General features: G+C 45.3%; 10 protein-coding genes. 6 read left to right on the top strand and 4 right to left on the bottom strand.

Annotation, left to right across the window (positions count from 1 at the left end; translation table 11 throughout):
- Positions 1-137: 137 nt before the first annotated feature.
- From NLBNIHML_RS07605 to rpsD, 3 genes are all read right to left on the bottom strand, one after another.
- Positions 138-3233, bottom strand: coding sequence for a transglycosylase domain-containing protein (locus NLBNIHML_RS07605; RefSeq protein ID WP_339235724.1), 3096 nt, complete (start codon positions 3231-3233; stop codon positions 138-140).
- 231 nt (positions 3234-3464) lie between these two features.
- Positions 3465-5570, bottom strand: a complete 2106-nt coding sequence (locus NLBNIHML_RS07600; protein ID WP_494354110.1) for a methyl-accepting chemotaxis protein — start codon at positions 5568-5570, stop codon at positions 3465-3467.
- Positions 5571-5757: 187 nt separating this feature from the next.
- Positions 5758-6357, bottom strand: a complete 600-nt coding sequence (rpsD, locus tag NLBNIHML_RS07595) for a 30S ribosomal protein S4 (RefSeq protein WP_062835377.1) — start codon at positions 6355-6357, stop codon at positions 5758-5760.
- 465 nt (positions 6358-6822) lie between these two features.
- Here rpsD and NLBNIHML_RS07590 point away from each other — a divergent pair, with 465 nt between their 5' ends.
- From NLBNIHML_RS07590 to NLBNIHML_RS07570, 5 genes are all read left to right on the top strand, one after another.
- Positions 6823-8814, top strand: coding sequence for a sensor domain-containing diguanylate cyclase (locus NLBNIHML_RS07590; RefSeq protein WP_339256335.1), 1992 nt, complete (start codon positions 6823-6825; stop codon positions 8812-8814).
- 100 nt (positions 8815-8914) lie between these two features.
- Positions 8915-9805, top strand: a complete 891-nt coding sequence (locus NLBNIHML_RS07585) for a hypothetical protein (protein WP_339235716.1) — start codon at positions 8915-8917, stop codon at positions 9803-9805.
- Between the two features lie 111 nt (positions 9806-9916).
- The gene (locus tag NLBNIHML_RS07580; protein ID WP_253439101.1) at positions 9917-11032 is read left to right on the top strand and encodes an aminopeptidase; all 1116 of its coding nucleotides are present in this window, start codon (positions 9917-9919) and stop codon (positions 11030-11032) included.
- A 96-nt stretch (positions 11033-11128) separates the two neighbouring features.
- Positions 11129-11374, top strand: coding sequence for an HPr family phosphocarrier protein (locus tag NLBNIHML_RS07575; RefSeq protein WP_036614658.1), 246 nt, complete (start codon positions 11129-11131; stop codon positions 11372-11374).
- 225 nt (positions 11375-11599) lie between these two features.
- Entirely contained in the window at positions 11600-11893 is a 294-nt protein-coding gene (locus tag NLBNIHML_RS07570) for an Fpa/YlaN family protein (protein ID WP_017687426.1), read from the top strand.
- A gap of 184 nt (positions 11894-12077) precedes the next feature.
- On the opposite strand, the gene cax is transcribed toward NLBNIHML_RS07570, so the two are convergent.
- Positions 12078-13148 carry a calcium/proton exchanger gene (gene cax / locus NLBNIHML_RS07565; RefSeq protein WP_339235714.1) on the bottom strand — a complete coding sequence of 357 codons (1071 nt, stop codon included), beginning with the start codon at positions 13146-13148 and terminating at the stop codon, positions 12078-12080.
- A 183-nt stretch (positions 13149-13331) separates the two neighbouring features.
- Here cax and NLBNIHML_RS07560 point away from each other — a divergent pair, with 183 nt between their 5' ends.
- Positions 13332-13694, top strand: a complete 363-nt coding sequence (locus tag NLBNIHML_RS07560) for an Asp23/Gls24 family envelope stress response protein (protein ID WP_017687428.1) — start codon at positions 13332-13334, stop codon at positions 13692-13694.
- Positions 13695-13763 lie beyond the last annotated feature (69 nt).

Genomic DNA, 13763 nt, shown 5'->3' with positions numbered 1-13763 from the left:
TCGGTTGTGGTTGTAGAAGCCTGCTTTATGCCAGTGGCATAAAGCAGGCTTTTTTAGCTGATGCAAGTACAAATAAAAAGCCGCACCCTCAGATACGATCTGAGGGTGCGGCTTTTTTTGGGGTAACTTTGCCTAAATCAGGGCTGAAAATGTACAGCCGCGGAAGGTTCGGATTCACCTGCACTGTTGCTGGCAGATACCTTGAACCATCCACTGGTCGATGCGGGTACGCCATAATCCATGGTATTGCCCGCTGTCGTTCCAATTTTGGTGTAGGCCGAGCCTGTTTCACTGTAAAATACAGTATAACTATCTGCGTTTGGCGTGGACGCCCATTGAATGCGCAGCCCTTGAGATAGAGCAGATACGCTGACTTGACCAGGTGTGCCTGGGGCTGTCGTTGTTGTATTATCGGTCTGCGTTTCTCCTGGAGTAACAATTGTACCTGGAACTTCAATCGGCTCATTAATCTCTTCTTCCACTGGAGGAGCTACACTTCCGGCACTATTTACGGTTGCGCTAGGAGAAGATTCTCTGCCAGCAACATCCACTGCGGTTACATAGAAGGCGAAGTTGCCGCCTTGCGCTGCATAAGCAGAGAATGATCTGGATTCACCGGTCAGGACGACCTGACCTTGGTTCTGGAATCCTCCACCGTTCACAGATCGATACAGACGATAACCCACGACATCGTTCTCAGGAGTGCCATTAAATGTAATGACAGCTGTGTCACCCGAGGTTGAGATTCGTACGTTACCTGGTGCATCAGGAGTTTTGCCGTTATCTGTTCTTGGATCAATCTGTGTCGGCATGTCTGCATCCGCATCTTCAGGAAGGTAATAAGCAAGTGACTCATGTCGACTCATACGTGAGAAAGCATTTTGCAATTCTTTGATGAGATCCGAGATTGGTTTTTTACGCTTGATTACTGTTTTTTCCTTCAACATGTCCGAAGGTGTTCCATCACGCGGAATATAGTTTACACCATTGTAAGTAATGTATTTGGCTTTGGCGACACCGTCATCGCTATCCTTCGGAACAAACTTGCTGTTGAAAATATCCGTAACAAACTTGTCAGTCATGGATGTTGGCAACTTGCCGCTGTAAGCCGATACCGTACGCGTTTCGATCCCAGATGGTTTTTTGAACGAATCCGTGACGAACAGATCTTTTTGCGTATCGATCACTTCATTCAGGATTTTCGACCACAGTTGCTGCGCACGTTTCCGCTGTGATTTGCTTTCCAGCGTATTCACCGGCTGTTTGTATCCAACCCATACGCCAAGTGTGACATCAGGTGTATAGCCTTCAAACCAAACATCTGCATAGTTTTGAGTGGAACCTGTTTTACCTACAATCGGTACACTTTTCGAGTATTTGTAATTTTCACGTACTTTATCTGCCGTTCCCTCTGTAATAACAGTCCGCAGCATATCGGTCATCAGGTATGCTGTCTGCTCCGAGAAGGCCTGAACTGGTTCCGTATCGTGTTTGTAGACGATGTTGCCTTTGGAATCTACAATTTTGCTAATCATGTAGGAATCATTATATACACCATTATTGGCGATGGCACCATAGGCACTGGTCAGCTCTTCAACGGTTACACCGTATTGGAGACCTCCGAGAACACCAGTTTGAGCCTGATAGTCTTCCTTCTGAATCGTGGTGATTCCTAATTTCTTGGCGAAAGCCCACGCTTTGTCGATTCCGACTTCTTCATTGAACAATTTCAAAGCCGGTATATTAAGTGAGTAATTCAGTGCTCTGCGGGCCGTAACAAGTCCTTGGTACCGGTTGTTAGCGTTCTTTGCAATGTGGTACCCGCTCGGACCGCTTTTCAAAATGATCGGTGAGTCATCAATAATTGAAGCTGGCTGAACAAGACCTTCATCTAACGCAGGAAGATAAGCGGCTATTGGTTTCATCGTTGAACCTGGCTGACGTATCATCTGCGTTGCGTAGTTCATCTGTTCATCCTGGAAATCCCGTCCTTCAATCATGCCGAGAATAGCACCTGTTTTGTGATTAATCAGCATGGCAGCAGTTTGTTCTTTTCCTTTGACAGGATCATCTGCTGAGAAGTTGCTGTCATCTTCCGCAATGGTACGCATCGTTTTGTAGATACTTTTGTTGATGGTCGTGTAGATGCGATATCCACCTGTCCGCAGTTGCGTCTGAGCTTCCTCTAATAATGCACTGCTTTCCTTCTGAGGTGTGTCGGCATCCGTACCTTTGTCTGTAGATTCAGCTGTGTCGGAATTTAATTGTTTCATCAAAATCTGTGCAGCTTGTCGTTCCGTTTCCATCATAAGATATGGATAAGTATTGTAAGCCTTGATGGTCTTCGGAGCGAGTGAACTTTTGATATCAAAAGCAAGAGCTTCGTCATACTCGGACTGATTGATCTTGCCCAGTTCAAGCATACGACGTAATACCAGATGCTGACGATTGATTGCGCGGTCAAAATTTTCCTCTACAAAATCACCTTTACCGTTAAAAGCGGAGTAAGAGGAGGGGAGTTGTGGCAATCCAGCAAGATAAGCAGCTTGAGCAATGTTGATTTTTTCTAGATCGTTAATATTAAACAATCCTTTGGCGGCCGCTTTGATTCCATAAACGTTGTATCCGCTGGAACCATTACCAAAAGGAACTTTGTTCAGATAGGCTGTCATGATCTCGTCTTTGGTCAGGAAACGTTCGAGTCGAAGTGAGAGCAAGATTTCTTTCACTTTTCGATCTTCCGTGCGATCCAGATTCAAAAATACACGACGCGCCAATTGCTGAGTCAGTGTACTACCACCGGTTTGTACTGATTCTTTCAGCACTTTTTGCTTCACGGCACGTAGTGTTCCGCTCATGTCTACACCTTTATGTTCGTAAAAATGATTGTCTTCAATCGCAATGACTGCATCAATAACCTTTTGTGGGATCTGGTCCGTAGTGACCGGACGCCTGTCTTCTTCCGTACGTAATTGACCGATCGGACTGCCGTCGGCAAAGTAAGCAAAGCCTGTGATGGAGTTTTCGCTGACTTTTTGTTCAATCAGGGCCCTTGAACGGACAGGCTCGTCTTTCACAATGGAACTGACGTATCCCATCAAAGCACCGCCTACAAATAGTACCCCCATAAATCCAAGGACAACCATCCATTTGACGAAACTTCCCAGTCTGCGGGCAAAGCTGCGCTTGCGTACAGGCTGTTCATCGGGCTTTTTCTTATTAACATCAACCATTCAGTGTCTTCCTCCTTTTAACAGCACTTATTATAGCATAAAAAGGCGGGTTTGCATGCCTGAGAAATACAAGTAATGGTCGAAATTTGCCATTCTGCCATGCATTATGCTATATATCATGCGATATTGAAGCACATTTCATGAGTTGTAAGCCAAAATATAAGCAGGCCACCTCCATGCTGAGGTGCATAGGGTGGCCTGAATGATGTGTCGTATTGGAGGTCTTTTACATCAGGTTTTGAAACGTTGAATCAGTTCTAAGAGTTCCTGGGTAAGATTAGCCAGAGAGGCAGATGCCGCCGTAATCTCTTCCATGGATGCGAGTTGTTCTTCAGAGGCAGAAGCAACACGAGTTGCATGATCAGCTGTTTCATGACCGATGGTTTTGAGTTGTTCCAACGTGGCATCAACCTGCTGTGATCCAGCTGACATCTGCTGTGCAATGGCTGAGACATGCTCGATCTGCACATTAACATCTGAAATCTGTGATGAGATGGAGAGGAAGAGCTCACCACTCTCATTAATCACGTCCGCAATATGAATAACTTCGGAATTTCCATGTTCCATATTTTCAACGAGAGAAAGGACCTCTTGCTGAACGCTATGAATTAACGCTGCAATCTGCGCTGCTGATACTCTGGATTGTTCAGCCAGATTACGAATCTCGGAAGCAACAACGCCAAACCCGCGTCCGTGTTCCCCTGCTCGTGATGCTTCAATGGAAGCATTAAGTGCGAGTAGGTTGGTTTGACGGCTAACTTCCGTGATCATGCCTGTAATATGGCCAATCTCTTCGGAACGTTGGCGGAAATTCTCCAGTGCGGTCATCGATGTCTGCACAGATGAAGTGGCACTATCGACCATGCGCATGGCGGACTGAATCTTATCACTTCCGACGGTTGTTCGTTCGGCCACCGTTCGCGATGAATCGGATACATCGGAGGCGGCCTTTGCTATTCTTCCGATCCCGACAGATATTTCATTCATGGAACGGGAGGACTCTTGCAGCTCCTGCACCTGTTTACCTGCTTTATCTGCAAGTTCGACTCCTGTTAAGGCAATCAGTTCGGCGGCTTTACCTGTTTCTTCGGCACCTGCGGTCAACTGTTGAGAAGTTGAGCCTACAGATAGAGCATGTTCGGATATAACCGATATGGTATGTCGCAGGGTATCCATCATCTGATTCATATGACCTGCCATGACGCCAAATTCATCTTTGGATCGGACAGGTAACTTTTGTGTCAAGTCTCCGCCAGCCAGCTGCCCAGCGACGATATTAACTTGATTTAATTGTCTAACAATAGAGATGATGGTGTAGGTAACCACACCTGCAAGCAGAAGTACAGCCAGTGCGGCAATCAGTATGGACCAGTTCAAGCTGTCATAGAAGGGTTGAAGAATGTGGCTCTTTGGCAGTGCTGATACAAGATACCAGTTCGAATCTGTTCCTTGTAACCTGGCAGGTTCAGCAATAAACAGCTCTTCCCCTACTTCGGGATCAGTGGCATAAAACTGAGACTCGCCGGACTGTATACGCTGAATGACCGTCTTCATATCAGGTGGAATGACGGCGTCTGCATTAGCCAGTTCCGGTTTGGAGCCGTGCGCAGCGATCTGTCCTTCACTAGTAATCAGCATGGCATAACCTTGATCCGGATTGAGTGATGCTATATTTTGCTGAAAACGATCAATGGTAAAGTCGGCCCCAACAATACCGAGAAAAGTGTTGTTTTCATCCAAGAGAGGGAGGACAATCGAAACGAGTAGTGTTTCTTTCCCGCCAACCGTATAGGTAACAGGCTCTGACCAATAGATGGATTTGGTTTTCTTGGGCAGCTGATAATATGTACTGGTTTCACTGTTTCCCTCATAGGTCGTGAGCGGCTCAAAATGCAGAGAGTTGCCGTCCCGTATGGCGTATGGAACAAATCGACCCGTAGCATCATCATAATCATTTTTATTGACGTGACTCGCATCGTTTCCATCAAAGGCATTCGGTTCCCAGCCCGTATAAAAGCCAAAAACTTTCTCATCCTTTTTCAGATACTGCTCAAGAAGTCTAACGACTTCCTCGCGATTGAGTGAGCCGTTCTTAGCGGCATCCAATAACGTGATACTCATGGTGTCCAATGTGTTTTTGACCTGGTTCATGTCTGTCATGAACTCGTTCGTAGCACGATTCGCTGCTTGTCCCGCAACGGTTTCCCCGTATTGCAGGCTTTTGTCGTAAATCGATTTGGTGTTAAATGCAATCAGGGCTCCAATACAGCAGAGCAATACGATCCCGAGTAAAAGTCCCAGCTTAACAGCGAGCTTGCGATTGCGAAAAAAATTCATGTGTAATCCCCCTTGATGTAACTCTTGTGATGATTGTATGGATGTGTGCTTCTCCTAAAGGGAGTCTATATTTTATATCGTTAATTAAGGTCTTTTAATGAAGATAAATAGAAAAAAGCATAGAAAAACAGCTGTCGAGAAAATCTCGACAGCTGTTTGGATTGAAACTTTAATGTGATTGCAACGATTAACGGTTGTAGAACTCGACGATTTGTTTTTCATCGATGTCTTGGGACAATTCAGCACGCTCAGGCAAGCGGATGAATTTACCTTCTACAGCTGCTTCGTTGTATTCAACGTAAGCTGGAAGATGCGAACGGCCTTCCAAAGCTTCTTTAACGGAAGAAAGAGCGCGGCTCTTCTCACGCAAGCCGATTACATCGCCAGTGCTTACTTGGTAAGAAGCGATATCGACTTTTTTGCCGTTTACAGTTACGTGACCGTGTGCTACCAACTGACGCGCTCCAGCGCGGGAGTTAGCAAACCCAAGGCGGTAAACGAGGTTGTCAAGGCGGCACTCAAGCAAGAACATGAAGTTCTCACCGGCAATACCTTGCATTTTTTGAGCTTTAGAGAACAGTGTGCGGAATTGCTTCTCGCCCAAACCGTACATGTGGCGCAATTTTTGTTTTTCTTGCAATTGCATACCGTAGTTGCTCATTTTTCTGCGTTGGTTAGCTCCGTGCTGACCTGGAGGGAAAGGACGTTTCAATTCTTTGCCTGTTCCGCTAAGGGAAATGCCGAGGCGACGGCTCAATTTAAATTTAGGACCAGTGTAACGTGCCATGTTTAAAGTAGCTCCTTTTTAGTTAAAGTTCATATTAGGGCTCTGTTTGCGCTCCAATTTGTTGATGCGGGCTTGGCCTCGCATAGAACGATCAGGAAAGTTCAGCCGCTGTCCTGAAAGCAACAAAAAGAATGAGGGTGACACAACCGGTAATGCCCAAATTTAAAGACCCATTAGTAGTCTTCATCAACAATTTATATTACAGTTTAAGAGAACCAAAGTCAAGCGTAGAATAAAAGCAAAAAAACGTCTAAATTTGTCGATAGGTCATTGGGCCTAAAATAATGGGACAATTTTCTGAAATATGGATGCAAAAAAGCTTTAAACAGAGTAAAATAGATTGTATCTTAACTTTAAATCATCTTTATGTAATAAGGTGATCGTGACGAATTTGCAGGTTTGCGATAACGTCTGCAGATTAATGCATCCTGGTGGATGCAAAAACGGTGCAAAGGAGCGCCTGACATGTTAGAACATCTAAGAAGTTTACCTGCCAGCTTGAATTCACGAAGTTCGGGCGATTCCGCATCTGTTTCCGCTCCTCGTTCTCATGAAGAGCATGTGTTGTGGATGCAAAAAATGGATATCACACCTTTTGATTTTTCATATTTGGGCAGCTTGCTAGAGCAGGCATACAGTGACTGGAACTCCAAAGCAGATTCAGGCCTAGACAAGGGATCAACCTATTACAGCGTATGGAACACGGAAGGCGATTGTGTAGGGTACGATCGTGATCATGAGGCTGATCCAGGGTTGGATGCACGCAGGCTTGTATTGGAATGTTTGGATAAAAGACAGGCCCTGTCTCTCAGAGGGACTAGCGACCATGGAGAATATCTCCTGATAACACACCCCTTATTCTCCAGAACGAACAAGGATATGTTTGCCGTATTCACTGCTGTGATCTATGAATCCAATCGATATGAAACGTCTGAAGCTGTGGTTCGATCTGAGGCATTGCATTACCGCACCTGCTTTTACCGAAGATTTGAATACATATTTATGACGGACCTGTTACATGCTCATGAACAAACAGCGCGTGAGGAACACCGGAGGTCTATCCTCTTTCAGATTGTTCAGCGAATGCATGACAAAATGGATGTCGAGGCCATATTGGATGAGGTATTTGACAGTATGGACTACCTGTACCCGGCCACCTATATCAAACTCTATATGTCTCAGGATCAGAGCAACTATAATCCACGGATTAAACCGTTGCTTGTCCACGAGCGGGGAGAAGATATCTGTGTACGTTCATTTATGGCAGGCAAACTGATCGTTGCTCGTTCCGATGATGGAGAAGACCGCATTGTAGATGTAGGTATTCCGCTGAAAGGAAAACAAGGCATATACGGTGTGTTCCATATTGAAATGAATGAAGAGATCATGGAAGAATCGGACTTGCAATTGATTACCATGATGGTGGACACTGCAGGCACGGCCTTTGAGAACGCCAAGTTGCACGAACAATCCAATATGTTGATTCAGGAACTTCGTCTAATCAATGATCTTACACAGCGTTTAAACAAGAGCCTGCACCTTTCGGAGATTTATCAATTATCCGAGCAGGAGTTGAAGGAAATATTTCAGGCTGAAACATGTTGCATTCTTCAACTCAATGATAGTACAAACGACTTCGAAGTCATGTCATCCAATGTGAAGGATGTATTTCACCAATCTTTTTCTGTGGACTACGGTATTGCAGGCTTGGTGTATCGAACAGAGGAACCGCTTATTATAACCAATTATGCGCAATATGATAAAGTCTCCTCCTTTTTCATGGAAGATACGGGATCTATGTCACTGATTGCTTCACCGATTAGAGTTAATGGTGAAGTGAAGGGAGCCATTTTGCTGGGACACAGTCGAGAGCATTATTTTTCATATGACAATTATCGGCTCTTACAGATGTTGTCCATCCATATCGGGCTAGCGCTGTCAAATGCCACGTTACACGCCGAGGTTCGGCGCTTGGCTAATCTGGATATGTTGACAGGTCTGTACGTGAGGCATTATCTGGATAGTGTCATTCACGAGCGACAGGCTCATGAATTCTGTGGCTCCCTCATTGTGGTGGATATTGATCAGTTCAAACAGGTGAATGATACCTTTGGACACCAGACTGGCGATCAAGTACTGAAACAAGTGAGTGAGATCGTCACCAGTTCGGTTCGCACGGAGGATATATGCGCCAGATGGGGTGGAGAAGAACTCGCGATCTATATGCCACAGGTGAGTGTACGTCAGGCGCTGGATTATGCGGAAGTGATTCGAAAGAGAGTTGCAGAAGAGACCAGACCACTCGTTACGGTATCCAGTGGCATCGCAGAGTGGAATTGGATGGATGAGAAGGTTAGCGTAGAGTCTTTGTTTTATCGGGCTGATATGGCCTTGTACAGCGCGAAGAATGGTGGTCGGAACAGAATTGTTGTAGAGGAACAGGATATAACGCGTTAAGAGAGAACAATTCCATTTGCGGAGTCGTTCTCTTTTTTTATGTATTCGTGATCAAGTTGTGTATAGAAGGAAGTATAAGCATATACGGGCGGGGCAATCTATGGAGAAAGTTCATGGAAGGGTGAAGATAGACATGCTTAACCGCCATTCGGTACGTACGTTATGGTTATTAGTGAGCATCTTGATGATTGGTGTCCCGGGTTGTGGATTCATCCAGCGAGATAGAACGCCTGAAGAGGTTTTTTCCTTGGCTTTATCGGGGATAGCGGGAAAAGAAACATTAAGTTTTGAAGGAGAAGCAGGACTTCGACGGGAGAACAGTGGATTGTTCGAGAATCAGTTCAAATTCGAAGGAAAGCTGGAGAATCATGACCGTCTGACCCTTCAGACCCGATTACCTGGTGAAGTAACTGCTGTGGGCACAGGCATTCATACGACTGCCGTAAAAAATAATGGACAGCCCAGTGGGTTTAGCGCCTCTTTCGAGCGGAAACAAGGGCAGTGGATGGCATTATCAGCGCAACATGAGCCGCTTCGTGGTTCTCTTTCCCGCTTTAATCCAATTGCCCAGATGGAGAAGATAGACAAGATGAACAAAACCATTCAATCCGAATATGGGGCCGGTCGTCGAACCAGAACATTACGGATTGAACTTGCACCGGAAGATGCCAAAACATGGGCTGTAGCCCAGCTGAACGACGAAATGAACGCCATTCGGGCAGAATATATGCATAAGGCTTCTACGGTGAAAGGCGCGCGTAAAGAGAAGCTTGAGAAGGATCTGGATCAAGTTTGGAAACAGGGTGAAATAACGATGCAACAGATGATGAAACAAGCGAGCGTACAGACGGTATATCATCTCACCGTAGATCGGAAGAGCAGTCTGCCTCTTCGCTTATCCTCTGAAAGTCAGGTGAGTTACACGGACAACAACCGTAAAAATAACAAAGAAGCCCTTGTCACCGATGTAAACTTCAAGTCATATCAATAAACGAAGTGAGGGACTGCCTGCTGACGGGATGACTGTTCGCGTGCTACAATAGTATCGTAATTTACCGTTGTTCAATTCAAGCATGGCAGAAGACAGGAGGATTTTACCAAGATGAAAGACCCAAGAATTCAAAAGCTTGCAGCAAGCCTGGTGGGCTATTCTGTAGATGTGCAGCCTGGTGAAAATGTATTGGTTGAGATGATTGGATCAGAACGTGATCTGATTAACGCCATCATTGAAGAGGTAGGCAAAAAAGGTGGTAACGTCTTTGTACAGTTGACTGATAAGACCGTACAGCGTGCTATGCTGAAAAATGCGACCGAAGAAATGATGAAAACATGGGCAGAGATTGATCTGAACCGTATGAAGCAGATGGATTGTTATATCGGTATTCGTGCGGGAGAAAATGTGAATGATCTGTCCGATGTGCCGGAAGAAAAAATGAAAATGTACAATTCATTGTACTCCCACCCGGTACATAGTGAACAACGTGTCAAACATACGAAATGGGTTGTACTTCGTTACCCTAACGCAAGTATGGCGCAACTCGCCAATACGAGTACAGAAGCGTTTGAAGATTTCTACTTCGACGTATGTAACCTGGATTACGCCAAAATGGACAAAGCGCAGGACTCACTCGCTAACCTGATGAAGCGTACAGATAAAGTTCGCATTACCGGACCGGAAACAGATCTGAGCTTCTCCATTAAAGATATCGGTGCAGAGAAATGTTCCGGGCAAAAAAATATTCCGGATGGTGAAGTGTACAGCGCCCCTGTACGTGATTCCGTGAACGGAACGATCAGTTATAACACACCAACGTTGTATAACGGAGTGACATTTGAAAATATCAAGTTCACATTTGAGAATGGGAAAATCATTGAAGCGACAAGCAACGATACTGAGCGTTTGAATGAAATCCTGAATTCGGATGAGGGTGCTCGTCATATCGGTGAGTTCGCAATTGGATTTAACCCGCATATTCTGCATCCGATGAAAGATATTCTGTTCGATGAAAAAATTGCAGGCAGCTTGCACTTTACACCAGGTCAGGCTTACGAAGAAACAGACAATGGCAACCGCTCGTCCATCCACTGGGATCTAGTGTTGATCCAGCGTCCGGATTATGGCGGCGGGGAGATTTATTTTGACGATGTGCTGATTCGTAAAGACGGTATTTTTGTGATTCCTGAGCTGGAATGCCTGAATCCGGACCGTTTGAAATAGGAACAGGATTTTGCTGTTGCTAGGAAAGCGGATTCACGGTATCATGTAGTGGTAATTAATAGATGATACCAATCGTAAAAAGACGGAGGGATTCCTATGTCGAGTAATAACGCGGCTGTAGTGGAAATTGCTCAAACAGCAGGCAAGTTTACTTCTTCAATCGTGCTTCATTCGGAGAACAAGTATATCGATGTAAAAAGTATTCTCGGATTGTTTACAACGCTGATCAGCACGCACAGCTATGAACTGCATGTTCATGGTCCAGATGCAGTTGAAGCAAAAGCAGCCATGTCAGAAGTATTTGCCAAGCATGGACTGAATGTAAGCATCGCATCTGAGTAATAGCTCTCAAGAAGCACCTTTGCCTTTTTTGGCAGGGGTGTTTTTTGGTATGGAATGATCTGAATACTCATCTGGACGGGACTGGAACAGGAGGATTAAGCTTCAACAGCAGGCTTAACTTTGCGTTCTTATTTTGGTCAGGTTCTTGTATTAGCTCTTCATTTCGTCTAATATTAGAGGTAGAACGTCTTTACGCGATTTTTGGGACATAGGGGGGAAAAATGCATGACTTCATCTGATCTGCAGGACCAGCTGAATTTGAAAGCGATCAGTCTTCTTCAAGAAGATGCAGATAAAATACAGAAGCTTATTGAAGTACAGATGGAGAATCTGGCTACCCGCTACTGCCCTCTCTATGAGGAAGTATTGGATACACAGATGTATGGGTTCTCCAAGGAAGTTGATTTTGCTGTTCGTGCAGGGCTCCTTCCAGAAGGTGCAGGTAAGCAGCTGGTTAGCGCGCTTGAGCGGAATTTGGCAATTCTATATGAAGCCTTGAACAAGAAGAATGAGCAATAGCCTGCAAATGCGCGGGTCAGAATAGAAGGCATGCAGGCGTTTATGCATGCTTTTTTTGTGCGTCTGAACGGGATGGGGATACAAGCCAGCCAGAAGGCGTATACAAGCAAAGAGACAGCTCCAAATGTACATTGGGCTGCCTCTTGTGGCTTGTTTATTATGATGATGGATGCGTAAGGCCTGGTTACACCAGGAAGAAGGATACGCCGAGTATGATATATACCACGAGCAGGAGTAGGCCTTCGTACCAATTGGTTGAACCATCTTGGGTAATGGATTTGGCAATAAATACGGATACGCCGATGGCGACCAGTTCAATGGTTGTAAATACGATATCCATGGTTCTGCCTGTGAAGTAGCTGACAAAAATCAGTACAGGAGCTACGAAAAGTGCGATCTGCAAACTGCTGCCGACCGCAATCTCGACGGCGGCTCCAATTTTATTTTTCATGGCAAGCATGATGGCTGCACTGTGTTCGGCCGCATTACCGATGATGGCCACCAGGAATGCACCGACAAACAGTTCGCTAAGTCCAAATTCCGAAGTGAAGACTTCAAGCGTGCCGACCAGCCATTCACTGACAAAGGCAACCATGACCGTTGCAAGCACCAGGTAGAGAATAGACTTTTTCTTGGACCATGCCGGAGCATGTTCATGCGGCAGCTCTTCATCGCGATCCTCAGTGACGTCTGCAAGGTAGTTCTTATGCGTCACCATGGAGAATAATAACCAGGCAATATACGCGAGAATGAGCAATCCGGCTACGATGAGACTAAGTGTATTGGTGTCTTTCTGTGTAATGGAATGTGTATTGAGAAAGACTGCCGGAATAAACAGGGCAATGATGGCAACAATCATCAGGGAACCATTCAGACCTGCGAGTGAAACATTATAATTCTGAATTTTGAATTTGAGTCCCCCGGCAAAAATACTTAACCCAAGCACTAACAGCAGATTACCGATGATGGATCCTGTCAGACTTGCTTTAACCATGTCGAACAGCCCCTCTTTAACGAGGAAAATGGCAATAATCAATTCGGCGGCATTGCCGAAGGTCGCATTCAAGAATCCACCCAACCGCTGTCCGGCGTAGTGGGCAACATTTTCGGTGGCTTTGCCTAAAAAACCGGCCACAAAAATAACCGAAATGGCTGATATCACGAACTGTAGAATCGAATCCCATTTCAAGAAGTGGGCGATGGCACTGAGTGCAAAGAACACAATCAGCAAAATGGATGAAATCCGGTTTCTCACAACAAACACCTCGGTTATAAAATTATTTTGTTTTGAATTGCATGTAAATCGTTTATGAGATTATTTTCATATTTCAATATAACCAAATGGTGGTAGGTTGTAAACGCATCTTTTTGAGTTTAATTTGCTTTTTGGGGTGGAAAGGATTTAAAATACGAGTAACGAAGTGAAGGAGGATGTGGCATGGCAGAACAACTTCAACTGGAGAGCGGAAACATCCGGATTGCCGATGACGTGGTTGCGAAAATTGCCGGAATGGCTGCAATGGAAACGCCCGGAATTGCCGCAATGTCTGGAGGTTTGTCAGAGGGCTGGGCGAAGCGACTCAGCGGTAAAAACGTACAGAAAGGCGTGAGCGTTGAGGTCGGCCAGCTGGAAGCAGCCATTGACCTGCGCATCATCGTCCTGTACGAAACCCCGATTCATGAAGTTTCCCGTATGCTTCAGCAGAACGTAAGAGAAGCGGTAGAGACCATGACCGGATTACGCGTGGTTGAAGTCAATGTAAAGGTAGAAGGCGTATCTTTCAAAGGCGACGATCTGTAGACATCGCAATCCGCAATGGAGAACAGGATACATCAACCTGTTCTTCATCTTGATAGACAGAATTGTCAA

This window comes from Paenibacillus sp. JNU01 (genome assembly GCF_059130585.1).
Note: the sequence above shows the minus strand (reverse complement) of the source record. Positions and strands in the feature narration are given on the sequence as shown.

Excerpts from the sequence above, each read along its gene's own strand:
- NLBNIHML_RS07605 (WP_339235724.1), bottom strand. The coding sequence starts at position 3,233 with ATGGTTGATGTTAATAAGAAAAAGCCCGATGAACAGCCTGTACGCAAG.
- NLBNIHML_RS07600 (WP_494354110.1), bottom strand. The coding sequence starts at position 5,570 with ATGAATTTTTTTCGCAATCGCAAGCTCGCTGTTAAGCTGGGACTTTTA.
- rpsD (WP_062835377.1), bottom strand. The coding sequence starts at position 6,357 with ATGGCACGTTACACTGGTCCTAAATTTAAATTGAGCCGTCGCCTCGGC.
- NLBNIHML_RS07590 (WP_339256335.1), top strand. The coding sequence starts at position 6,823 with ATGTTAGAACATCTAAGAAGTTTACCTGCCAGCTTGAATTCACGAAGT.
- NLBNIHML_RS07585 (WP_339235716.1), top strand. The coding sequence starts at position 8,915 with ATGGAGAAAGTTCATGGAAGGGTGAAGATAGACATGCTTAACCGCCAT.
- NLBNIHML_RS07580 (WP_253439101.1), top strand. The coding sequence starts at position 9,917 with ATGAAAGACCCAAGAATTCAAAAGCTTGCAGCAAGCCTGGTGGGCTAT.
- NLBNIHML_RS07575 (WP_036614658.1), top strand. The coding sequence starts at position 11,129 with ATGTCGAGTAATAACGCGGCTGTAGTGGAAATTGCTCAAACAGCAGGC.
- NLBNIHML_RS07570 (WP_017687426.1), top strand. The coding sequence starts at position 11,600 with ATGACTTCATCTGATCTGCAGGACCAGCTGAATTTGAAAGCGATCAGT.
- NLBNIHML_RS07560 (WP_017687428.1), top strand. The coding sequence starts at position 13,332 with ATGGCAGAACAACTTCAACTGGAGAGCGGAAACATCCGGATTGCCGAT.